Genomic DNA, 21,267 nt, shown 5'->3' on the forward strand with positions numbered 1-21,267 from the left:
AGGTTGGTGGGTATGAGCAATCGGGGCGCTGCGTCTGCGGTGCACGTGCGGGCTCCGGGCAAGATCAACGTCTTCCTCAAGGTCGGCGCGGTGATGGACGACGGGTACCACGACGTCGCCACCGCCTACCAGGCCGTGTCGCTCTACGAAGACGTCTACGCCTCCGACGCGAGCGACTTCTCGGTCACCTTCGGGGGGCACATCGACACATCCTCGTTGGAGACCGACGGCTCGAACCTCGCCATCCGCGCCGCACGCCTGCTCGCCCGGCGGGCGGGCTACCGCGGCGGGGTGCGGCTGCACATCGACAAGAACGTGCCGATCGCGGGCGGCATGGGCGGCGGCTCGGCCGATGCCGCGGCCACCCTGCTGGCCTGCGACACGCTGTGGCGCACCGACGTGGGGCGCGACGAGCTGCTCGCGCTCGCGGCCGAACTCGGTGCCGATGTGCCCTTCGCCTTCACCGGCGGCACGGCCATCGGCACCGGTCGCGGCGACCAGCTGAGCCCGGCGCTCGCCAAAGGCCAGTTCCCCTGGGTGCTCGTGCTGCCCGAGCGCGGCGTGAGCACGCCCGAGGTCTACCGTGAGCTCGATCGGCACCGGGAGCGGCACGCGCAGGACATCTTCCCCGCGCGCGGCCAGCCGGTGGTCGACCCCGACGTGCTGCAGGCGCTCCGCGCGGGCGAGCCGCAGATGCTCGCCGAAGCGCTGCACAACGACCTGCAGGCGCCGTCGCTGCACCTGAACCCCGGACTGTCGTCGGTGCTCGAACTGGGGGAGAGCTCGGGGGCGCTGGCGGGGATCGTGTCGGGGTCCGGGCCGACCGTGGCGTTCCTCGCGGCCGATCTCGACTCGGCGCTGGAGCTGCAGATCGCGCTGAGTGCCGCGCGGCACCAGGTGGTGCGGGTGACCGGGCCGGTGCCCGGGGCCCGTGTCATGCCCGACTGAGTTCGCGTCTGTTCTGGCTCGCTCGTCGGCTCGCTCGCCGGCTCGCTCGCTCGCTCGCTCAGAGCGTGAGCAGCGCTCCGACCGGAACCCCATCGGGGAGCGCAGCCCGGCCGTCGAGGCCGTCCAGCTCGATCACCACCGCCACCCCCGCGACCTCCCAGCCCGCCCGTTCGATCAAGCGGAGGGTGGCAGCGAGGGTGCCGCCGGTCGCCAGCACGTCGTCGACCACCAGCACGCGCGAGCCCGCCGGGAGCGTGTCGGGATGCACCTCGAGCGCCGCCGTGCCGTACTCGAGGGCGTACCGCTCGGTGAGCACCGCGCCCGGAAGCTTGCCGGCCTTCCGCACCGCGAGCATCCCGGCCCCACCCGCGAGCGCGGCCGCGGTGCCGAGCACGAAACCGCGCGCCTCGACTCCCGCGACGGCGTCGAACGGGCCGAAGCCGTCGTGCACGGTGAGGAGTGCCTCGCCCACGACGGGGAGCCCTTCGGGGTCGGCGAACAGCCCGGAGAGATCGCGGAAGAGGATGCCCGGTTCGGGGAAGTCGGGAGTCTCGGTCATGCCGCGCCGCACGAGGGCGATCGCCTCGTCGCGTCGTGCGTCTGGTTGCTCGGTCACGGGCTCAGCGTAGCGATACCATGCCGCCATGGTGGAGTTCCGCGACCCGGGTCCGGTGGAGTTCGACGCGGTCGTGCTGCGCGACGAGAGCGTCGCGAACTCGGGCGCGTGGGTGGCGTTCCCCTTCTCGGTGGCCGAGCTGTTCGGGGTGACGGGGCGAGTACCCGTGAGGGCGACGTTCGACGGTGTGCCCTACCGGGGATCGCTCGCGCGCATGGGCGGCGAGCAGCACCTGCTCGGGGTGCTGAAGGCGGTTCGCGAGGCCACCGGCAAGCAGCCGGGCGATGTGCTGCACGTCGTGGTGCGGCTCGACACCGATCCGCGCACCGTGGAGCTGGGGCCGGATGCGCGTGCGGCGCTCGAGGCAGCGGGTGCGACCGCGGCGTTCACCACGATGAGCTACAGCCATCAGCGGGAGTACCAGCAGTGGATCGACTCGGCGGTGCGCGAGGCGACGCGGGCGGCGCGCATCGAGCGGATGGTCGGGATGGTGCGGGAGGGGCGCCGACTGAAGTAGGGGCCGGCTGGCGTCGGGTGGTCGACGCGGGTGCCTGAGTGGAAACTACTCCGGTCGCCCTCGAGGTGTCCGCGCCTAACGTTCGAGTGTCCGGTTCGTTCGACTCGAGAGGATCCTCATGGGTACCCTGCCTCCACGCCCGCGGCCGTGAGCGCGGCGACCGCCGGTGTCGCGCCGCTCGGTGCGGGCCGGCGGATGGGCGGTCTCATGGAGCTCAGCTGAAGCGCGGATCGTCGGGCGAGGGTGAGTCCGTGGCCGTGAGGTCGGTCGCCGGCTCGGCATTTCCTATCCACGAGTCGAGCGCGGAGCCGTGCACGACGCGGGTCGCCGTGACGTCGCCCAGGAACCGGTCGACACTCAAGCGGCTGGCCGCCAGCACCACGTTGCCCAGCGGAGGCCGATCGCCGGTCTCACCGAGGCCGTCTCCCACCACCGCCACTCGGGGCAGCACCTCTCGCAGGGCAGCGGCCTGGGCCCGCGCATAACCGAAGTCGTCTCCGTCGAGCAGGTTCACGGCGAGAACGCCCTGCGGTGCGAGGTGCCGCGCGACCGCCGCATAGAACTCCTGGCTCGCCACCCGTGCATGCACTGTCGCGGCGTCCCACAGGTCGACCACGATCCCGTCGAAGGCGCCGCCGAGCGGCACCCCTCCACGGTCGGCGCCCTCGACGACGTCGCGGGCATCGCCGTACACCAGCTCGATCGAGTCACGGGCGTCGGAGCGGAGGGGTATGCGGTCGAGCACGGCCTCGCACAGCTCCCGCTGCGATTCGACGACCACCTGCGTCGATCCAGGTCTGCGGTTCGCGACGGATCGGGGCAGCGTGAGCGCCCCGGCGCCCAGATGCAGCACCCGCAGAGGTGCGTCGCGACGGCCCACGGCGTCGAGCATCCGTCCGATCCATCGTGTGTAGGGATACCGCAGAGCCGTCTGATCGGCGGCGACCCACGACTGCGGGATGCCGCGCACGACGAGCTCGATCGCCCCACCCTCCCGCTCGTGCAGCTCGGCTCCCGCTGCGGTGAGCGCGTCGCGGGGCCGGATGTTCGTGGACATGCGGGAATGATACGCGACCCCGAGCGCGAAGGTGAGGACTGCTCGGGCGGCGTCGCCCCGGGTGCGGGGTAGCCTCGACGGGTGGCACATCTCCTGGGCGCCGAGTCGCTCCACCTCGAATTCCCCACCCGCGTCGTGTTCGATTCGGTGACCGTGGGGATCGACGAGGGCGACCGCATCGGCATCGTGGGCCGCAACGGCGACGGCAAGTCGACGCTGCTCTCGCTCCTCTCGGGCCGGCTCGAACCCGACTCCGGGCGGGTCACCCGCCGGCGCGGCGTGACGCTCGGGATGCTCGACCAGGCCGACACCGTCGATCCCACGCTCACCGTCGAACGCGCGGTCGTCGGCGACCTCGACGAGCACGTCTGGGCGGGAGATCCGCGGGTGCGTGACGTCATCGCCGGCCTTCTCGACGGCATCGACTGGCACGCGATCGTGGGCACGCTTTCCGGCGGGCAGCGGCGCCGGGTCGCGCTGGCGGCGTTGCTGGTGGGCGACTGGGACATCCTCTTCCTCGACGAGCCCACCAACCACCTCGACGTGGAGGCGATCGCCTGGCTGGCGGAGCACCTGAAGCGCCGGTGGCCGGCCGGTCAGGGCGGTCTCGCCGTGGTGACCCACGACCGGTGGTTCCTCGACGAGGTGTCGACCGAGACGTGGGAGGTGCACGACCGCATCATCGAGCCGTTCGAGGGCGGATACGCGGCCTACATCCTGCAGCGTGTCGAGCGCGACCGGATGGCAGCGGCCACCGAGGCGAAGCGGCAGAACCTCATGCGCAAGGAGCTCGCCTGGTTGCGCCGAGGTGCGCCCGCGCGAACCTCGAAGCCCAAGTTCAGGATGGACGCGGCGGCCGAACTGATCGCCGACGAACCCCCGGTGCGCGACTCCGTCTCGCTGGCGCAGATGGCGACGGCGAGGCTCGGCAAAGACGTGGTCGACCTCCTCGACGTGTCGGTCTCGTTCGGCGAGAAGCAGGTGCTGCGCGATGTCGAGTGGCGGATCGCCCCGGGGGAGCGCACGGGCGTGCTCGGCGTGAACGGCGCCGGCAAGTCGACGCTGCTCGGGCTGGTCACCGGAGACGTGGAGCCGTCGTCGGGCAGGGTCAAGCGCGGCAAGACGGTGCGTATCGCGAGCCTCACGCAGCAGCTCGACGAGCTGCAGGCCGTGCTCGACGACCGGGTGAGCGACGTGATCGGCCGCCAGAAGACCTCCTACGTGGCGGGTGGCAAGGAGCTCACCCCCGGCCAGCTGCTCGAGCGGCTCGGCTTCACGTCGGCGCAGCTGTCGACTCCCGTGCGCGACCTGTCGGGCGGCCAGAAGCGACGGCTGCAGCTGCTGCTCATCCTCCTCGACGAGCCGAACGTGCTGATTCTCGACGAGCCGACCAACGACCTCGATACCGACATGCTGGCCGCGATCGAAGACCTGCTCGACTCGTGGCCGGGCACGCTGCTCGTGGTGTCGCACGACCGATATCTGCTGGAGCGGGTGACCGATCAGCAGTACGCGGTTCTCGACGGCCGGTTCAGGCACCTGCCCGGCGGACTCGAGCAGTATCTGGAGCTTCGGCGTGCCGCGGTGAGCGGTGGCGGCGCCTCGGCCACTCACCCTGCCTCTGCCGCGGAGCCCGCCGCGGCAGCCGCAGAGCCGGCTCTCTCCGGCGCTGCCCTCCGCGCGGCGCAGAAGGAGCTGTCGTCGATCGATCGCCGCATCGAGAAGCTGTCGGCCGAGATCGACGCGCAGCACCACCGCATCGCGGAGTTCGACCAGAGCGACTACGTCGGGATCGGCGTGCTCAGCGGAGAGCTCTCCACTCTCGAGTCCCAGCTCGGCGAGCTCGAGAACCGGTGGCTCGAGCTGAGCGAGCAACTCGGCTGAGCTCAGGCCATGTCGAGTGAGAGGCGTCTGAGCAGGGTCGCCAGGCGGTCCTGGTCGGCCCGGCTCAACCCGGCGAGCAGTTCGGTCTCGGCGGTGACGAGGTGCGAGATGGCCTGGTCGACCCGGATGCGCCCCTCGGCGGTCATCGAGACCAGCACGCCCCGGCCGTCGTTGGGGTCGGTGCGCCGCTCGACGAGGCCTCGTCGCACCATCCCGTCGATGCGGTTCGTCATGGTGCCGCTCGAGACGTAGGTCTGCTCCAGCAACGCCTTCGGGCTCAGCTCGTGCGGGGTGCCCGCGCGGCGGAGCGCCGCGAGCACGTCGAACTCCCACGGTTCCAGCTCCGCGGTGGCGAACGACGCGCGACGCGTCTTCTCGAGCTGCTTGGCCAGACGGGTCACCCTCGACAGGATCTTCAGCGGTGAGAAGTCCAGTCCCGGATGCTCACGCATCCACGCGTCGACGATTTCATCGACGGTGTCGCGTGCGTCGCGTGGTGCCATCTCCCCATTATCCAGATCAGGGATCCAGATCACGCGTATCCAGATCACGCGCCCTGCCGTCTGGCAGACTGGACTCCGGCATCGGGAGCGGCTCCCGATGATCCGCCTTGGTGTAATGGCAGCACGACAGCCTTTGGAGCTGTTAGGTCTAGGTTCGAGTCCTGGAGGCGGAGCCCGAAGGAAGAGGTACCGATGACCGACACCCGACTCGCCATCGTCGTCCTGGCCGCAGGCCAGGGCACACGGATGAAGTCCCAGACACCCAAGCTCCTTCACGAGATCGCGGGCGTTCCCCTCATCGGGCACGTGCTCGCGACCGCAGGCGAGCTCGACGCCGCCTACACGGTCAGTGTGGTGAGGCACGAGCGCGACCGGGTGGTCGAGGTCATCGAAGACCACTTCCCCTCGTCGATCATCGCCGACCAGGACGATCTGCCCGGCACCGGCCGCGCCGTGGAGCAGGCGATCGCCGCCCTGCCCGGCGACTTCGACGGAGACGTGCTCGTGGTCTCGGGCGATGTGCCCCTGCTCGACGCCCAGACCCTGCGCGAGCTCATCGCCGAGCACCGTGCCAGCGCCGCTGCGGCAACCCTCCTGAGCGCCGAGCTCGACGACGCCACCGGGTACGGTCGGATCGTGCGCACCGCCGACGGGATGCTCGACCGCATCGTGGAGCACAAAGACGCCGACGACTCCGAGCGGGCCATCCACGAGATCAACGCCGGCGTCTACGTGTTCGGACTCGCCCAGCTGCGCGACCAGCTCGCCAGGGTCACCACGGCCAACGCCCAGGGGGAGAAATACCTCACCGACGTGATCGGGTTGCTCCGCCGCGCGGGCTCCGACGTGGCGGCCGTGACGGTGGCCGAGCCCTGGCTCGTGGCCGGCGTCAACGACCGTGCTCAGCTCTCCGAAGCCGCAGCGAAGCTCAACGCCCTGATCGTGCGGGGCTGGCAGCTCAACGGGGTGACCGTCGTCGACCCTGCCACCACCTGGATCGACCTCAAGGCCAGCCTCGACGAAGACGTCACCCTCCTGCCCGGCACGCAGATCAAGGGGGCCACGAGCATCGCCCGGGGCGCCGTGGTGGGGCCGGACACCACCCTCGTCGACTGCGAGGTGGGAGAGGGCGCGGAGGTGAAGCGCACCGACGCGACACTCTCGGTGATCGGCGCCCGCGCATCCGTGGGGCCCTTCGCCTTCTTGCGGCCGAACACCGTGCTCGACGAGGACGGCAAGATCGGCACCTTCGTCGAGACCAAGAACTCGCACATCGGCGCCGGCTCGAAGGTGCCGCACCTGTCGTACGTGGGCGACACCGAGGTGGGGGTCGGCTCGAACGTGGGTGCGGGCACCATCACGGCCAACTACGACGGCGTGAACAAGCACCGCACGGTGGTGGGCTCCCATGTGCGCACGGGCTCGCACAACGTGTTCGTCGCCCCGGTTAGGATTGGTGACGGCGCCTACACGGGTGCGGGAACGGTCGTCAGAAAAGACGTGCCGGCCGGCTCGCTGGCGGTGAACGTGGCTCCTCAGCGCAATCTGTCGGGCTGGGTTGAACAGAATCGACCGGGCACGGAGGCGGCGGCAGCGGCGCAGTCGGCTCGCGAGGCCGAGGTGTCGGACTCGGCCGAACAGATCGGAGAATAGGTGTCCGGAATCAAGGCCAGCGGAGAGAAGAGCCTCGTCGTCGTCTCGGGGCGAGCACATCCGCAGCTGGCGAAGGACATCGCCGCCGAGCTGGGCACCACCCTCGTCGAGACCGAGGCACGCACCTTCGCGAACGGCGAGCTCTACATCCGCTACGGCGAGAGCGTGCGTGGCAGCGACGTGTTCGTCATCCAGTCGCACACCGCTCCCATCAACGAGTGGCTGATGGAACAGCTCATCATGGTCGACGCCCTCAAGCGCGCCTCGGCCAAGCGCATCACCGTGGTCGCGCCGTTCTATCCCTATGCCCGGCAAGACAAGAAAGGCCGTGGCCGTGAGCCGATCTCGGCCCGTCTCGTGGCCGACCTGTTCAAGGCCGCCGGCGCCGACCGCATCATGTCGGTCGACCTGCACGCCGCGCAGATCCAGGGGTTCTTCGACGGGCCGGTCGACCACCTCTTCGCCATGCCGGTACTGCTCGAGCACATGCGTGCCTCTCTCGACCCGGCGACGCTCACGGTCGTGAGTCCTGACATGGGCCGCGTGCGGGTGGCCGACATCTGGAGCGACAAGCTCGGTGCCCCGCTCGCCATCATCCACAAGCGACGCGACCCCCGGGTGCCCAATCAGGTGAGCGTGCACGAGATCGTCGGAGACGTTCGCGGGCGGGTGTGCCTGCTCGTCGACGACCTCATCGACACCGGCCGCACGATCGTCGCCGCCGCGGAGGCGCTGAAGGCCAACGGTGCGATCGGCGTGGTCGTCGCGGCCACCCACGCGGTGTTCTCCGACCCGGCCACCGAGATCTTGCAGTCGCCGTTCATCGACCAGGTCGTGGTCACCGACACGCTGCCCCTGCCTCCGGAGAAGCACTGGGACAGGCTGACCATCCTCCCGATCGCGCCGCTGATCGCCCGCGCGATGCACGAGGTGTTCTCCGACGGCTCGGTCACCACGATGTTCGACGGCGACGCCTGAGCTCGCGCGGCGGCTTAAACTGCTGACATGAGCACTGCGTCGATCGACAGCTACGTTCCCGCCCCTGGCGGCATCACCATGTTCTCCACGAGCTGGTGCGGCTACTGCGCCCGGCTGAAGTCGGCGCTCACCGCCCAGGGCATCGCCTACACCGAGGTGAACATCGAAGAGGTGGAGGGCACCGCCCAGCTGGTGGAGTCGGTGAACGGCGGTAACCAGACCGTGCCGACGGTGGTCTTCCCGGACGGCACGACCGCGACCAACCCGTCGGCGCGCGAAGTGGCGTTGCGCGTTGGCTGATCGCACCCCCTGGTCGCTCTCGGGGGCGCTGCGCGGCATGTTCGCGAAGCGCACCATCGACGACGACACCTGGGACGACCTGGAGTCGGCCCTCATCCGGGCCGATTTCGGCCCCACGGTCACCGAGGAGGTCGTCGACGACCTCCGCGCCAAGGTGGCGAGGTACTCCACCACCGACCCGCGCGACCTGCAGCGGATGCTGCGCGAGGTGATGGAGGAACGGCTCGCCAAGTACGACCCGACGCTGAAGCTCACGGAGCGACCCGCAGTGGTGCTCGTGGTGGGGGTGAACGGTGTAGGTAAGACGACGACCATCGGTAAGTTCGCTCGCTTTCTGAAGACATTCGACCGTACGGTCGTCGTGGGCGCCGCCGACACCTTCCGGGCCGCAGCTGTGGAGCAATTGGCGACCTGGGCAGACCGTGCAGGAGTAGACATCGTGCGGCCGCAGCACGAGGGTCAGGACCCGGCGTCGGTCGCCTTCCAGACCATCGAGCAGGCCAAGGCGCGTGGCACCGAGATCGTCATCATCGACACCGCCGGGCGTCTGCAGACCAAGGGCGGCCTCATGGACGAGCTGGGCAAGATCCGCCGCGTCATCGAGAAGCAGGCGCCGGTGGCCGAGGTGCTGCTGGTGCTAGACGCCACCACGGGGCAGAACGGTCTCGCTCAAGCGGATGCGTTCATCCAGCACGCCGGCGTGACCGGCCTGGTCATCACGAAGCTCGACGGCTCGGCGAAGGCCGGTTTCGTGCTCGCGGTGCAGGAGAAGACCGGCATCCCGATCAAGCTCATCGGTCAGGGTGAGGGCATCAACGACCTCACGGGTTTCACGCCGCACGTGTTCGCCCAGAACCTCGTCGGCTGACGCCGTGCTCGCCCCGGGAGGCGGGATTTCGAAGCGGGGTGGCAGGAACCCGGTGGAGCGTGCTCGCCGCCGCTCGTAGCCTGGACCCATGCCCATCACCCCCGACACCAAGAACTGGACCTGGGTGCTCGAACGAGAGTGCCCCGAGTGCGGCTTCGACTCCTCCGCGACCCGCGCGGCCGAGGTGCCCGCGTTGCTCCGCGCGAACGCGGCGGCGTGGCCGGCGGTTCTCGGCCGTGACGACGTGCGGGTGAGGCCGGACGACGCGACGTGGTCGCCGCTGGAGTACGCGGCCCATGTGCGTGACGTCTTCCGCATCTCGCAGGTGCGCTTCGGGCTCATGCTCGACCGGGAACTGGTCGACCCGGAGTTCCCGAACTGGGACCAGGACGTGACGGCCGTGGAGGACAACTACAACGAGCAGGACCCCGTTGCGGTCGCCGCAGAGATCGGCGTGGAGGGTGAAGCGCTGGCGGCGTTGCTCGAGGCCGTGCCGGCGGATGCGTGGAACCGCCAGGGTCTCCGGAGCGACGGCTCGCTCTTCACCGTCGACACGCTCGCGCGCTACATCATCCACGACCCGGTGCATCATCTGCACGACGTGGGCGGCGACCGGGCCTGACGCAGCCGTCACCGACGCGATCGGGTGCCTCAGGGCTCGCCGATACGCTCCAGTGCGTCGACGATGAGCGACCAGAACCGCTCGTGGTCGAGTTCGACGGCGACCGAGGTGGTGCAGTCCTCGGGTGCTGGCCGCCTGAAATCGGCCACGGTCATGCCCAGGGTCAGGGTGCCGCTGAGCTCCACGTCGAGCGGTGCGCGCCGCACGGTCATGACGGAAGGATCGATCACCCTCGCCACCGCACAGGGGTCGTGCACCGGTGGTGAGGTGAAGCCCTGCGCTTCTTCGTAGCTCTGGCCGAAGAACTCGAGCAGTTCGACGACGAATCGCGAGGGAGCGGTGCCGATCGCCCGGATGCGCTCGACCACGTCGGGTGTCGCCAGTGCCTGGTGGGTGAGATCGAGCCCCACCATCGTGAGCGGCCAGCTCTCGTTGAACACGATGTGGGCGGCCTCGGGGTCGATGATGATGTTGAACTCGCTGGTCGCGCTCCAGTTGCCCTCGTGATAGCCCCCACCCATCAGCACGACCTCCTTCACGCGGGAGACGATCCGCGGCTCCTTACGGGCGGCGAGCGCGATGTTGGTGAGTCCGCCGGTCGGCACCAGTGTGACCGTGCCCGGCTCGTGCGCCATCACCGTCTCGATGATCAGGTCGACCGCGTGCCGTTCGTCGAGCGCGAGCTCGGGCTCGGGGAGGACGGGGCCGTCGAGCCCTGAGTCGCCGTGGATGTCGGGTGCCACCTCGATCGGGCGCACGAGTGGCCGGGCGCATCCGGCGGCGAAGGGAACGCCGGTGAGCCCCGCGACCTTCGCCACGGAGAGGGCGTTGCGGGTGACCTTCTCGAGCGTCTGGTTGCCGACGACCGTCGTGACGGCGAGCAGCTCGATCTCGGGGCTGCCGTGGGCGAGCAGGAGGGCGATGGCGTCGTCGTGACCGGGGTCGCAATCGAGGATGATCTTGGAGGGCATAGTGCGAGCATATATGAAAACGACTTTCATCTGTGTATGATCGGCGACATGAATTCGACGATCGAACTGGCCGAGCGCGGGGCCGCGCGCATCGAGTGGATCCGCTCTCGCATGCCGCTCCTGGCCCGGGCGCGTGATGAGCTTGCGGTCTCCAGGCCGTTCGAGGGGCACCGCATCGGTATGTCGCTGCACCTCGAGCCCAAGACGGCCGTGCTGCTCGAGACCCTCGTGGCCGGCGGCGCGGAGGTCGTCGGCACGGGCAACCACGGCTCGACGCAAGACGACGTGGTCGCCTTCCTCGTCCGCGGCGGCATGACGCTCTTCGGCCGGCGCGACGACACCCTCGAGGAGCACCTCGCCCACGTCGGCCAGGTGCTCGACTCGCGGCCCGACATGCTGCTCGACAACGGGGGAGATCTCGCGGCGGGCGTCGTGGCACGGGGCACGGCTGATGAGATCGTCGGCGGCACCGAGGAGACCACCTCGGGTGGCGATCGGCTGCGGGGCGAACTGGCCGGGGCAGTGTCCTTCCCCATGATCGTCATCAACGACAGCCTGCTCAAGGCGATCGGCGAGAACAAGCACGCGGTCGGCCAGTCGGTGGTGGAGAGCTTCATGCGCATCACCAACCTCATGGTGCCGGGGCGCCGCTTCGTCGTGTTCGGCTACGGGTGGTGCGGTCGAGGGGTCGCGCACTACCTTCGCGCCCTCGGCGGCAAGGTGGCGGTGGTCGAGGTCGACGAGCTCAAGGCCTTCGAAGCGGCGCTCGACGGCTTCCGGGTGTCGGAGGCGGAAGGCGTGGCGGCGTGGGGAGACGTCTTCATCACGGCGACCGGCCACCCCGGTGTCGTGACGCTCGAGACGATCGGTCTGATGCACGACGGCGCCGTGCTGGCCAACTGCGGCCACTTCCCGTGGGAGATCGACGTGGAGGGATTGCGCGCCGCCAGCACCTCGCGCCGCGAGATCGTCGATGCGGTGGAGCGGATCGACCTGCCCGACGGCCGGCACGTGATCCTCCTGGCGGGCGGGCGCATGTTCAATCTGGCCGGCACCGAGCCCAAGGGCAACTCGCTGGAATCGATGGACCTGGGCTTCCTCTTGCAGACGCTTTCGCTCGAGCGGGTGGCGACGGGTGCGGCCACACTCACGCCGGGAGCCCAGCCGGTGCCTGACGACATCGACCGCACCATCGCGCGCCGCATGCTCGGCGAACTCCGTGCGGACTCGTAAGAGCCGAGCGCTGAGCCATGCCACCGGACTATGCGGTTCCCGCCCTCGACAAGGCGCTCGACATCCTCGAGGTGCTCGCGGCTCTCGAGGGTGGACTCACCCAACTCGAGATCGCCGTGGCCGTCGAGCGGACGCCCAGTCAGATCTTCAGGGTGCTCACCACTCTCGAGCGACGTGGATATGTGCACCGTGATCGTCAATCGGGGGTGTACTCGCTGTCCCTGCGTCTGTTCGAGCTCGCCAATCGCACCGAGCCGGTGCGCACCCTTGTCGAGGCCGCGGCGGAGCCGATGCGACGACTGGCGGAGGCCGCGGGCCAGTCGTGCAACCTCAGCGTGCGCGACATCGACCGGGTGCGTGTGATCGCGCAGGTCGAGAGCCCCGCCGACTTCGGATTTCGCGTGAGGGTGGGCGCGGAGTTCTCGCTCGACGACACGGCGACGGGTGCGGTGCTCCGTGCCTTCGACGGGGGAGAGGGGGCAAGTGAACTCGAGGCGAGACTCATCCGCGAGCTCGGCTATCTCGAACGACCGGATGTGCGGCAGCCCTCGATCACCGACCTGGTCTTTCCCGTACTCGGTCGTGAAGGGCCGGACGGGCCTGCGCTGGCCGCCCTCACCGTGCCCTATGTGGCGACCAGCTACAGCTCGGTGTCCAGCGGCACGGTCATCGATGCGGGGCGTGAGGCGGTCACTCTGATCGGTGCGAACCTGGGCTACTGACCTGTGTTCGAGGCGCTCGGAGAGCCTAGGCTGGGGGCATGACTGCAGTTCCCGACGACGAGTTCGTCCCCGGTACCCGGACCACTTTCGCCTCCCTCCCGAAGGTCTCGCTCCACGACCATCTCGACGGGGGTCTGCGGCCCGGATCCATCATCGAGCTCGCCGACGCGATCGGCTTCGCGCTGCCCTCCACCGACGAGCAGGAACTGGCCGACTGGTTCGAAGACAGCGCCGATTCGGGCTCGCTGCCGAGCTACCTCGCCACCTTCGACGTCACTCTCGGAGTGATGCAGACTCGAGAGGGCCTCGTTCGGGTGGCTCGCGAGTTCGTCGACGACCTCGTCGCGGACGGTGTGATCTACGGCGAGGTGCGCTGGGCGCCCGAGCAGCACCTCACACGCGGGCTGTCGCTCGACGAGGCGGTCGAGTCGGTGCAGGAGGGGATCGAGCTCGCCATCGACGACGCTCGCGCCGCGGGGCGGAGCATCCAGGTAGGGCAGTTGGTGACGGCCATGCGCCATGCCGACCGCGGTCTCGAGATCGCTGAACTGGCGGTGCGACACCGCGACCGGGGCGTGGTCGGCTTCGATATCGCCGGCGCCGAGCTCGGCTTCCCGCCCCGCAATCAGCTCGCCGCGTTCGACTACCTCGCCCACCAGTTCTTCCCGGTCACGGTCCACGCGGGCGAGGCCGACGGGCTCGAGAGCATCAAGGGTGCGCTCTTCGACGGGCGGGCGCTGAGGCTCGGCCACGGAGTGCGGATCGCCGAGGACATCGACATCGACCGTCAGGACGACGAGAACACCTATGTGTCGCTGGGCCGGCTGGCCGAGTGGGTCAAAGACCGGGAGATCACGCTCGAGCTCTCGCCGTCGTCGAACCTGCAGACCGGTGCGATCGCGGCATGGGGCGACGAGATCGTCGACCACCCGTTCGATCTGCTCTACCAGCTCGGCTTCCAGGTGACGGTCAATCCCGACAACCGGCTGATGAGCAACACGAGCATCAGTCGCGAGCTGGCTCTCCTCACGGATGCCTTCTCGTACGACCTCAGCGATCTGGAGGTCTTCCAGCTCAATGCCGCGGCAGCGGCCTTCCTCCCCGTCGAGGACCGCGAAGATCTCGCCGACGCCATCTCCGACGGGTTCGAGGCCGCCGGAGCCTAAGACATCCGCGCTTCGATGCCGCGCCAAACTCCCCCTGCTGTCACGCGGCGGGTGTGGTGGTGCGGCGTCGGGTGGTGGGTATCGGGGTCTGTGCGGGGTCGGCCCATCGGGGCGGGATGAGGTGTGGTGCGCTGTGGTGCATGGTGATCGCCCACGCGGATCGGTGGAGGTGTCTGTGGTGGAAGTGGCAGAGCAGGACTCCGTTGTCGATGTCGGTTCTGCCGGGTGGATGATCGGGTGAGACCCATTCGGTGACGTGGTGCGTTTCGCACCAGGACGGTGGGCGGTCGCAGTCGGGCCAGATGCAGCCGCCGTCGCGGGCGGCGAGGGCCCGGTTCTGTGCCGGGGTGAACAGGCGGCGGGTCTTGCCGTGGTGGAGGATCTCGCCGTGGTCGCCGAACACGGTCACGGCGGTCGAGTTGTGGCAGCGCAGCCGCGCCACCGCGGAGGCGGGGATCGGGTGGTCGATGCCGTCGATCCAGCCGGCACCGCGCCCGGCCTCGAGGTCGTTCAGGGTGATGTGGACGTTCACGGTGGTGGACGCGCCGTTCAGGCGGGGCATCCCGGGGGTGGTGGTGGCGCGGGTGAGGAGCTCGGTGATGGTGTCGGCGTTGCGTTGCCCGGCCGTGCGGGTGTCTGCGGTCAGCTCGTGGGCGACCGCCTCGTCGTCGGGGAGGAAGCGGGGCCCGGTGGTGCGGGGGCTGTGCATGGCGTGGAGGGCACTCACCCAGATGCCGGCCTGCTCGGGGGTGAGTGCGAACCGGCCCCGCAGCATCCCGTCCGGTGTGGTCGTGAACGTCAGCGACCGTAACCGGTCCTGCCGATCCGCCCGAGGCTCCGCACCGTCGGGGTCGAGGAGCTCCCGCACCCGCACCGCGAGACGAGCGGTCTGATCGGGCGTGAGGTGCCCCTGAAGGGTCTCGTCGACGAGGGTCTGCTCCGCCACCCCCACCTCGCACGAGTCGACACCACGCGCACCCAGTTCCCCACACACCCGGGTGATCACCCCCGCTGCTTCGACCGCCAGCGACCCCGCGGTGAACGCCGCCGACACGACCGGGAACGGCGCCGCCCCCACCCCGCCACCCAGCAGCACCGGGCCACGCATCCGCACCCCCAGCTCCACCCGCGACCGCGCCTGCCGCACCGACACGCCCGCCGTGACCGCCAGCAACACCGCCGGGGTCGCGAAGTTCTGCGCACGACTCAACCCCTCGTCGCCGAGCTCCGACCGCGACCGGGCACCGACCTCACCCGCGAGCCGCACCCGCGCCGCATCGACCAACCGCCCCACTCGCTCCACCGACACCACAGCCGCCAGCAACTCCGCATCAGTCAGGGCGCCGAGGTCTGCTGTGAGCAGAGCATCGAATTGGGGGTTGAGCATGCCTCGAGTCTAGCAGTAATATCGAACAAATGTTCGAATATCATGAACGAGGAGGAAGCTCTTGAAGTGCCCAGGAATTGCCGTCGGGATCGTTGAAGTACACGAAAAGGCCCCACCCCTCGTCGACCGGTTCGGCGCATTCGACCCCGTTCGCCCTGAGGTGCTCATACGCGGCGGCGGCGCTCGGAACCACGATCTGCACGGCCTTCAACGTGCCCGGCTCCATGGTGCTGATGCCCTCGCCGATGGCGATCGAGCATGCCGAGCCCGGCGGGGTGAGCTGCACGAACCTCACCCCCTCGTAGGGCGATGCGTCGTGGTCGCACACGAAGCCGAGCTGGTCCACGTAGAACGCCTTGGCCCGGTCGACATCGCTCACCGGAAAGGCGATGAGCTCGATCTTCCAGTTCTCGATCATGAGAGTCCCTTCGTCGTCGAAGACGGTCGGCGGCCACGCAGCCGCTTCCCGGCGACCTCCCGGCCGCATCCCGGCGAGAACCCCGCCGCTGCTGTCATGATGGCACCATCATGGTCGATCCGCTCCGCCCCCTGCACGAGCTCCCCGATGCGGCGATCGCGTTGCACGCGGTCGCCGACGACTGGCGAGACGCCATCCGCGCCTCGGCACAGGCCCTCGCCGCGGCCGGGTTCGCCGAACCCGAGTACGGCGAGCGGATGATCGCCCTGGTGGAGGAGTTCGGCCCCTACATCGTCATCGCACCCGGCCTCGCCCTGGCGCATGCCCGGCCCGGCCCCGACGTGCACGGCGCCGGTCTGTCGATCGTCACCCTCGCGCAGCCGGTCGCGTTCGGGCACAGCCACAATGACCCGGTGTCAGTGGTGCTCGGCCTTGCGGCCACCGAGAACGACCAGCACGTGGCCTCGATCGCGTCGCTCGCGAACGTGTTCAACGACGAGTCGGTCATTCCGGCGATCGCCGCCGCCGTCACGGCCGACGAGGTACGCGCGCTTCTCCGCCGGGCATCCTCCCAGCCGGCCGCCGGGGCCTGAACGTATCCTGAGATCATGAAGATCGTCGCGCTCTGCGGAGCAGGAATCGGCACCTCGGAGATCCTGCGTGTCAACGCCGTGCGAGTGCTCGAGCGTCTCGACATCGACGCGGAGGTCACCGCCTCCGACGTCGCGGGGATCGGCTCGGCCGCCGCGGATGCCCAGGTCATCCTCACCTCGCCCGGGCTCGTGGGTGCCATCGGCCGCACCAACGCCGACATCGTCGTGATCGACAACTACTTCGACCTCGAGGAGATCCAGCAGAAGCTCGAGACAGCCGTCGGCTGACGAGGGACCGCCTGACGCGGGGGCGGTCAGACGCGGGGGCGGCCAGACGCGGGGGCGGCCAGACGCCGGGGTAGCCAGACGCACGGCCGGCCGAGCCCCCACCGCTCAGTCGAACAGCCGTCTGAACACGTTCGTGTCGGCCAGGTCGATCAGCTCGTCCGCCCGGCCCGACAGCAGCGTGCGGATGGCGTACAGCGTGAACCCCTTCGCCTGCGCTGCGGTGACCGCCGGGGGGATCGAGAGCTCCTGGCGCGCGGTCACCACGTTCACCAGCGCCGGCCCGTCGTACGCGAACGCCGCCTCGAGGGCGGGCCGCAGCTCGGAGGGATGCTCCACCCGGGCCGCGTGCAGCCCCACCGCACGCGCGACCTCCGCGAAGTCGGGGTTGTCGAGCTCGGTGCCGAAATTGACGATCCCCGCCGCCTTCATCTCGAGTTCCACGAAGTTGAGCGACGAGTTGTCGAACACCACGATCTTCACCGGCAGTGCACTCTGCCGCAGCGTGAGCAGCTCGCCGAGCAGCATCGCCAGGCCACCGTCTCCGGAGAGCGTGACGACCTGACGCCCCGGGAACGCCGACTGCGCACCGATCGCGTGGGGCACCGCATTGGCCATCGATCCGTGGTTGAACGAGCCGATGAGTCTGCGCTTGCCGTTCATGCGCAGGTAGCGAGCCGCCCACACCACAGGTGAACCCACATCCGGGATGAACACGGCGTCATCGTCGGCAAGCTCGCTGACCAGGCGCGCCACGTACTGCGGATGGATGGGCGTGCGGTCGCGGTCGTCGACGGCGAGATCGTCGAGCTCCTTGCGGGTCTTCGTGTAGTGCGCCACGGAGGCGTCGAGGTGCTTCGAGCTCGAGGCCGGCTCGAGCAGCGGCAGCAGCGCGTCGATGGTGTCGCCCACGTCACCCACGAGTCCCAGGTCGAGCGGGGTGCGCCGGCCCAGCTGCTCACCGCGCAGATCGACCTGGATGACCGTGGCCTTCGACGGGTAGAACTGCTCGTACGGAAAATCGGTGCCGAGCATCAGCAGGGTGTCGCAGCTCTCCATGGCCCGGTAGCCCGAAGCGAAGCCGAGCAACCCGGTCATGCCCACGTCGTACGGGTTGTCGTACTCGAGGAACTCCTTACCCCGGAACGCGTGCACGACCGGCGCCTGCAACCGCTCCGCGAGCGCCATCACCTTCGCGTGTGCGCCCTCCGTGCCGGCACCGCCCAGGATGGTGACCTTCTTCGAGGAGTTCAGGATGCTCGCCGCGCGTTCCAGCTCGGCATCGGCCGGCCGCACCACGCTCTGCGTCGCCACGATCGGCGCCGAGGCCCGCCGGCCTGCGCTCGCGGCGAGGAACAACTCGCCCGGCACCACCACGACGGCGACCCCGCGCCGCTCGACCGCGGTGCGCATGGCGATCTCGAGCACGCGCGGCAGCTGCTCGGGCACGCTCACCAGCTCGGTGTACACGCTGCACTCGCGGAACAGCTCCTGGGGGTGGGTCTCCTGGAAGTAGGTGCTGCCGATCTGCGCGGCGGGGATCTGCGCGGCGATGGCGAGCACCGGCACCCGCGAACGGTTCGCGTCGAAGAGGCCGTTGACGAGGTGGAGGTTGCCGGGGCCGCAGCTGCCCGCGCAGACGGCGAGGCCGCCCGTGAGCGCCGCCTCGGCCGCGGCGGCGAACGCGGCGGCCTCCTCGTGCCGCACGTGCGACCAGGTGACGCCCTTGTGCCGCCGCAGCGCGTCGGTGAACCCGTTGAGCGAGTCCCCGGGCAGACCGTAGACGCGTTCCACACCCGCTTCGGCGAGGATGTCGACCATGGTGTCGGCGATGGTGGTCATGCGGTTGCTCCTGACTCGCGTGCGTCGCCGACATGGTCGGCCTCCTTCGACGCTACGCCGTCCGGCCGCTGCAACGCACGCCCCGGCCTGGCCATGACGTGGTCAGCCTCAGGCGATCCGGTCGCGCATCCCGCCCTCGAGCCGCGCGAGCGCCTCCACGACGGCGTCGCGCCGCTCGGCCACCGACCCCTCGCGACTCCAGGCGTCGAGGTAGATCTTCAGCTTCGGCTCCGTACCGCTCGGCCGCACCATCACCCGGGCACCGTCGAAGCGCAGGCGCAGCACGTCGCTCGCGGGCACGCCGCCGTCACCGCGGCTGAGGTCGTCGATCCCGAGCACCCGCAGCCCGGCCACCTCGGCCGGAGGATCGGAGCGCAGTCGCTGCATCACGCGGCCGATCTGCGAGAGATCGGTGACCCTCAGAGAGATCTGCGCCGACCCGTAGTGCCCGAAGCGCTCCGCGAACTCGTGCAGCCGGTCGGCGATCGTGCGGCCCTCCGCGGCGAGCGACCGGGCGAGGTCGAGAAAGGCGACCGCCGCCGAGATGCCGTCCTTGTCGCGCACGGTGGCGGGGTTGACGAGGTAGCCGAGGGCCTCCTCGTAGCCGAACACGAGTCCGGATGCGCGGGAGACCCACTTGAACCCGGTGAGCGTCTCGGTGAACCCCAGACCGTACGCCTCCGCCACAGCACCGAGCCCGGGGGAGGACACGATGGAGCAGGCCAGGGTGGACGACGCTGCAGCCTCCGCCGCGACCGCGGCCTCAGCCGCCCGCCAGCCGAGCAGCTGACCGACCTCGTTGCCGGTGAGCGCCCGGTAGCCCTCGTCGCGCGAGGGGTCGGGGATGGCGATGGCCAGGCGGTCCGCATCCGGGTCGTTGGCCACCACCAGGTCGGCACCGGCCGCGCGCGCGGCGGCCAGGGCCAGGTCGAGCGCCCCGGGCTCCTCGGGGTTGGGGAACGCCACCGTCGGGAAGTCGGGGTCGGGTTCGATCTGCTCGGTCACGAGCACCGGGCGCTCGAAGCCGGCCCGGTCGAGCACGCGGGCGAAGGTCTCCCAGCCCACGCCGTGCATCGCGGTGTAGACCACCGACAAGCCAGTCTCGGCCACCAGGGGCTCCGGATGCGCGCGCACCGCCGCCACCGCCGCGGTCGCCGCCACATAGCGCTCCACCACGTCGTCGCCCGCCACCTCGTAGGCCTCGGAGCGCGGCAGCTCCCGCAGGTCGCGCTCCGCCGCCACCCGCAGGATGTGCGCGGCGATCTCGCCGTCGGCCGGAGGAACGATCTGCGAGCCGTCGTCGGCGCCGCCGAGATAGACCTTGTAGCCGTTGTCGCGCGGCGGGTTGTGCGACGCCGTCACCATCACACCGGCCGACACCCCCAGGTCGCGCACGGCGAAGGCCACCAACGGCGTCGGCAGCAGCCGCGGCAGCAGCACGGCTCGCACCCCGGCACCGGCCATGAGCTCGGCGGTGTCGACCGCGAACACGCGGGAGTTCTTGCGGCCGTCGTAGCCGATCACGACCGAGGGTGGCGCATCCGGATGCGCGTGCTCGAGCAGGTAGGCTGCGAGACCGGCCGCGGCCTGGCCGACGAGCACCCGGTTCATGCGGTTCGGGCCGGCCGCCAGCTCGCCGCGCAGACCGGCCGTGCCGAACTCGAGCCTGCTGCCGAAGCGCGAGCGCAGCTCGTCGGCCGCGCCGGGCAGATTGGCTCCCACGCGGCGCAGCAGGGCGCCGAGTTCGTCGCGCGTCTCGGGGTCGGGGTCTTGGTCGAGCCAGCTGAGCGCCGCCTCGGTCAGGACCTCGACGTCGTTCGGGGTGTCGGCGGTGTCGGTGGCGTCGGCCGCGTCGTCGGAGCTCGTCACAGCGACGCGACCACTCGGGCGAGGAGCTCGCCGATCACACCCTCGGCGTTCTTGCCGGCCTCGATCACCTCGGCGTGGCTGAGCGGCGTCTTCTGGATGCCGGCCGCCAGGTTGGTGATGAGCGAGAAGCCCAGGATCTCCATGCCGGCCTGCCGCGCCGCGATCGCCTCGAGCGCGGTCGACATGCCGACGATGTGACCGCCGATGGTCTTGGCCATCTGCACCTCGGCCGGGGTCTCGTACTGAGGACCGCGGAACTGCACGTAGACGCCCTCGTCGAGCGAGGCGTCGACCTCGCGGGCGAGACCGCGCAGCCGCGAGGAGTAGAGGTCGGTGAGGTCGACGAAGGTGGCTCCCTCGAGCGGCGAGTCGGCGGTGAGGTTGATGTGGTCGCTGATGAGCACGGGGGTTCCGGGAGTCCAGTGCTCCTTGATGCCGCCCGCGCCGTTGGTGAGCACCATCACCGAGGCGCCGGTGGCCGCCGCCGTGCGCACGCTGTGCACCACCCGGCGCACCCCGTGCCCCTCGTAGTAGTGGGTGCGGGCGCCGATGACGAGCGCGTGCTTGCCGTTCGCGAGCCGGATCGAGCGGAGCGACCCCACGTGCCCGGGCACCGCCGGGGCGCTGAAGCCCACCACCTCGGCGGCGGGCACCTCGGCGACCGTCTCACCCAGCAGATCGGCCGCCTTGCCCCAGCCGCTGCCCAGGGTGAGCGCGATGTCGTGCCGCTCCACGCCGGTGAGCTCGGCGATACGGCCGGCGGCGTCGCGAGCCACCTCGAACGGGTCGGTGTCGGGCAGGTCGAGCGGGTTCGTCGAGGTGTGCAGCATCCACC

Annotated in this window: 22 protein-coding genes and 1 tRNA gene; 14 read left to right on the forward strand and 9 right to left on the reverse strand. The window is 70.0% G+C overall.

Annotation, left to right across the window (positions count from 1 at the left end):
• The first annotated feature begins 12 nt into the window (after positions 1-12).
• Positions 13-948 carry a 4-(cytidine 5'-diphospho)-2-C-methyl-D-erythritol kinase gene (locus N1031_RS14360; protein WP_259480384.1) on the forward strand — a complete coding sequence of 312 codons (936 nt, stop codon included), beginning with the start codon at positions 13-15 and terminating at the stop codon, positions 946-948.
• A 58-nt stretch (positions 949-1,006) separates the two neighbouring features.
• On the opposite strand, the gene N1031_RS14365 is transcribed toward N1031_RS14360, so the two are convergent.
• Positions 1,007-1,507, reverse strand: a complete 501-nt coding sequence (locus N1031_RS14365) for an adenine phosphoribosyltransferase (protein ID WP_259480526.1) — start codon at positions 1,505-1,507, stop codon at positions 1,007-1,009.
• Between the two features lie 85 nt (positions 1,508-1,592).
• On the opposite strand from N1031_RS14365, the gene N1031_RS14370 reads away from it, so the two are divergent.
• On the forward strand, positions 1,593-2,081 hold the full coding sequence (locus tag N1031_RS14370) for a YdeI/OmpD-associated family protein (RefSeq protein ID WP_259480385.1): 489 nt from the start codon (positions 1,593-1,595) through the stop codon (positions 2,079-2,081).
• A gap of 214 nt (positions 2,082-2,295) precedes the next feature.
• Here the strand turns inward: N1031_RS14370 and N1031_RS14375 are convergent, their stop codons facing one another.
• Entirely contained in the window at positions 2,296-3,138 is an 843-nt protein-coding gene (locus N1031_RS14375; RefSeq protein ID WP_259480386.1) for a spermidine synthase, read from the reverse strand.
• Positions 3,139-3,219: 81 nt separating this feature from the next.
• Here N1031_RS14375 and N1031_RS14380 point away from each other — a divergent pair, with 81 nt between their 5' ends.
• Complete coding sequence (locus N1031_RS14380; RefSeq protein ID WP_259480387.1) at positions 3,220-5,022, forward strand: ABC-F family ATP-binding cassette domain-containing protein; 1,803 nt, start codon at positions 3,220-3,222, stop codon at positions 5,020-5,022.
• Positions 5,023-5,024: 2 nt separating this feature from the next.
• Here N1031_RS14380 and N1031_RS14385 read toward each other — a convergent pair whose 3' ends face one another.
• Positions 5,025-5,525 (reverse strand): MarR family winged helix-turn-helix transcriptional regulator, encoded by a 501-nt coding sequence (locus N1031_RS14385; RefSeq protein WP_259480388.1) that lies wholly within the window; start codon positions 5,523-5,525, stop codon positions 5,025-5,027.
• A gap of 101 nt (positions 5,526-5,626) precedes the next feature.
• Here N1031_RS14385 and N1031_RS14390 point away from each other — a divergent pair.
• The 6 genes from N1031_RS14390 (at position 5,627) to N1031_RS14415 (ending at position 9,946) form a co-directional block, all read left to right on the forward strand.
• Positions 5,627-5,698, forward strand: a tRNA-Gln gene (locus N1031_RS14390).
• 19 nt (positions 5,699-5,717) lie between these two features.
• Complete coding sequence (glmU, locus tag N1031_RS14395; protein WP_259480389.1) at positions 5,718-7,178, forward strand: bifunctional UDP-N-acetylglucosamine diphosphorylase/glucosamine-1-phosphate N-acetyltransferase GlmU; 1,461 nt, start codon at positions 5,718-5,720, stop codon at positions 7,176-7,178.
• Complete coding sequence (locus N1031_RS14400; RefSeq protein ID WP_259480390.1) at positions 7,179-8,156, forward strand: ribose-phosphate diphosphokinase; 978 nt, start codon at positions 7,179-7,181, stop codon at positions 8,154-8,156. It abuts the gene before it with no gap.
• A gap of 27 nt (positions 8,157-8,183) precedes the next feature.
• Positions 8,184-8,456 carry a mycoredoxin gene (locus N1031_RS14405; RefSeq protein ID WP_259480391.1) on the forward strand — a complete coding sequence of 91 codons (273 nt, stop codon included), beginning with the start codon at positions 8,184-8,186 and terminating at the stop codon, positions 8,454-8,456.
• Entirely contained in the window at positions 8,449-9,324 is an 876-nt protein-coding gene (ftsY, locus tag N1031_RS14410; protein WP_259480392.1) for a signal recognition particle-docking protein FtsY, read from the forward strand. Before N1031_RS14405 ends, ftsY begins: the two co-directional genes overlap by 8 nt.
• A gap of 88 nt (positions 9,325-9,412) precedes the next feature.
• The gene (locus N1031_RS14415) at positions 9,413-9,946 is read left to right on the forward strand and encodes a DinB family protein (RefSeq protein WP_259480393.1); all 534 of its coding nucleotides are present in this window, start codon (positions 9,413-9,415) and stop codon (positions 9,944-9,946) included.
• A 29-nt stretch (positions 9,947-9,975) separates the two neighbouring features.
• Here N1031_RS14415 and uriH read toward each other — a convergent pair whose 3' ends face one another.
• Positions 9,976-10,917: a uridine-preferring nucleoside hydrolase UriH gene (gene uriH, locus N1031_RS14420; RefSeq protein ID WP_259480394.1), complete on the reverse strand. Its 942-nt coding sequence runs from the start codon at positions 10,915-10,917 to the stop codon at positions 9,976-9,978.
• Positions 10,918-10,965: 48 nt separating this feature from the next.
• On the opposite strand from uriH, the gene N1031_RS14425 reads away from it, so the two are divergent.
• Genes N1031_RS14425 through N1031_RS14435 form a run of 3 tightly spaced genes read left to right on the forward strand, consistent with a single transcriptional unit; the run spans position 10,966 to position 14,038 of the window.
• Positions 10,966-12,150: an adenosylhomocysteinase gene (locus N1031_RS14425; RefSeq protein ID WP_259480395.1), complete on the forward strand. Its 1,185-nt coding sequence runs from the start codon at positions 10,966-10,968 to the stop codon at positions 12,148-12,150.
• Between the two features lie 17 nt (positions 12,151-12,167).
• A complete protein-coding gene (locus N1031_RS14430) occupies positions 12,168-12,872 on the forward strand; it encodes an IclR family transcriptional regulator (protein ID WP_259480396.1) in 705 nt (234 codons plus the stop codon).
• 38 nt (positions 12,873-12,910) lie between these two features.
• On the forward strand, positions 12,911-14,038 hold the full coding sequence (locus N1031_RS14435) for an adenosine deaminase (protein ID WP_259480397.1): 1,128 nt from the start codon (positions 12,911-12,913) through the stop codon (positions 14,036-14,038).
• Between the two features lie 40 nt (positions 14,039-14,078).
• Here the strand turns inward: N1031_RS14435 and N1031_RS14440 are convergent, their stop codons facing one another.
• Together N1031_RS14440 and N1031_RS14445 are read right to left on the reverse strand one after the other, a co-directional pair.
• The gene (locus tag N1031_RS14440) at positions 14,079-15,425 is read right to left on the reverse strand and encodes an HNH endonuclease signature motif containing protein (protein WP_259480398.1); all 1,347 of its coding nucleotides are present in this window, start codon (positions 15,423-15,425) and stop codon (positions 14,079-14,081) included.
• Positions 15,426-15,465: 40 nt separating this feature from the next.
• Entirely contained in the window at positions 15,466-15,843 is a 378-nt protein-coding gene (locus tag N1031_RS14445) for a VOC family protein (protein WP_259480399.1), read from the reverse strand.
• Positions 15,844-15,953: 110 nt separating this feature from the next.
• On the opposite strand from N1031_RS14445, the gene N1031_RS14450 reads away from it, so the two are divergent.
• Both N1031_RS14450 and N1031_RS14455 read left to right on the forward strand, forming a co-directional pair.
• The gene (locus N1031_RS14450) at positions 15,954-16,436 is read left to right on the forward strand and encodes a PTS sugar transporter subunit IIA (protein ID WP_259480400.1); all 483 of its coding nucleotides are present in this window, start codon (positions 15,954-15,956) and stop codon (positions 16,434-16,436) included.
• A 15-nt stretch (positions 16,437-16,451) separates the two neighbouring features.
• Positions 16,452-16,724 carry a PTS sugar transporter subunit IIB gene (locus N1031_RS14455; RefSeq protein WP_259480401.1) on the forward strand — a complete coding sequence of 91 codons (273 nt, stop codon included), beginning with the start codon at positions 16,452-16,454 and terminating at the stop codon, positions 16,722-16,724.
• A gap of 105 nt (positions 16,725-16,829) precedes the next feature.
• Here the strand turns inward: N1031_RS14455 and poxB are convergent, their stop codons facing one another.
• The 3 genes from poxB to N1031_RS14470 all read right to left on the reverse strand — a co-directional run bounded on the left by poxB (position 16,830) and on the right by N1031_RS14470 (position 21,262).
• Positions 16,830-18,563, reverse strand: a complete 1,734-nt coding sequence (gene poxB / locus N1031_RS14460; protein WP_259480402.1) for a ubiquinone-dependent pyruvate dehydrogenase — start codon at positions 18,561-18,563, stop codon at positions 16,830-16,832.
• A 108-nt stretch (positions 18,564-18,671) separates the two neighbouring features.
• The gene (locus N1031_RS14465) at positions 18,672-20,432 is read right to left on the reverse strand and encodes a phospho-sugar mutase (RefSeq protein ID WP_375163642.1); all 1,761 of its coding nucleotides are present in this window, start codon (positions 20,430-20,432) and stop codon (positions 18,672-18,674) included.
• On the reverse strand, positions 20,429-21,262 hold the full coding sequence (locus N1031_RS14470; protein ID WP_259480403.1) for a purine-nucleoside phosphorylase: 834 nt from the start codon (positions 21,260-21,262) through the stop codon (positions 20,429-20,431). Before N1031_RS14470 ends, N1031_RS14465 begins: the two co-directional genes overlap by 4 nt.
• Positions 21,263-21,267 lie beyond the last annotated feature (5 nt).

Origin of the sequence: Herbiconiux moechotypicola (assembly GCF_024979255.1) — a bacterium.
Classification (GTDB): Bacteria; Actinomycetota; Actinomycetes; order Actinomycetales; family Microbacteriaceae; genus Herbiconiux; species Herbiconiux moechotypicola.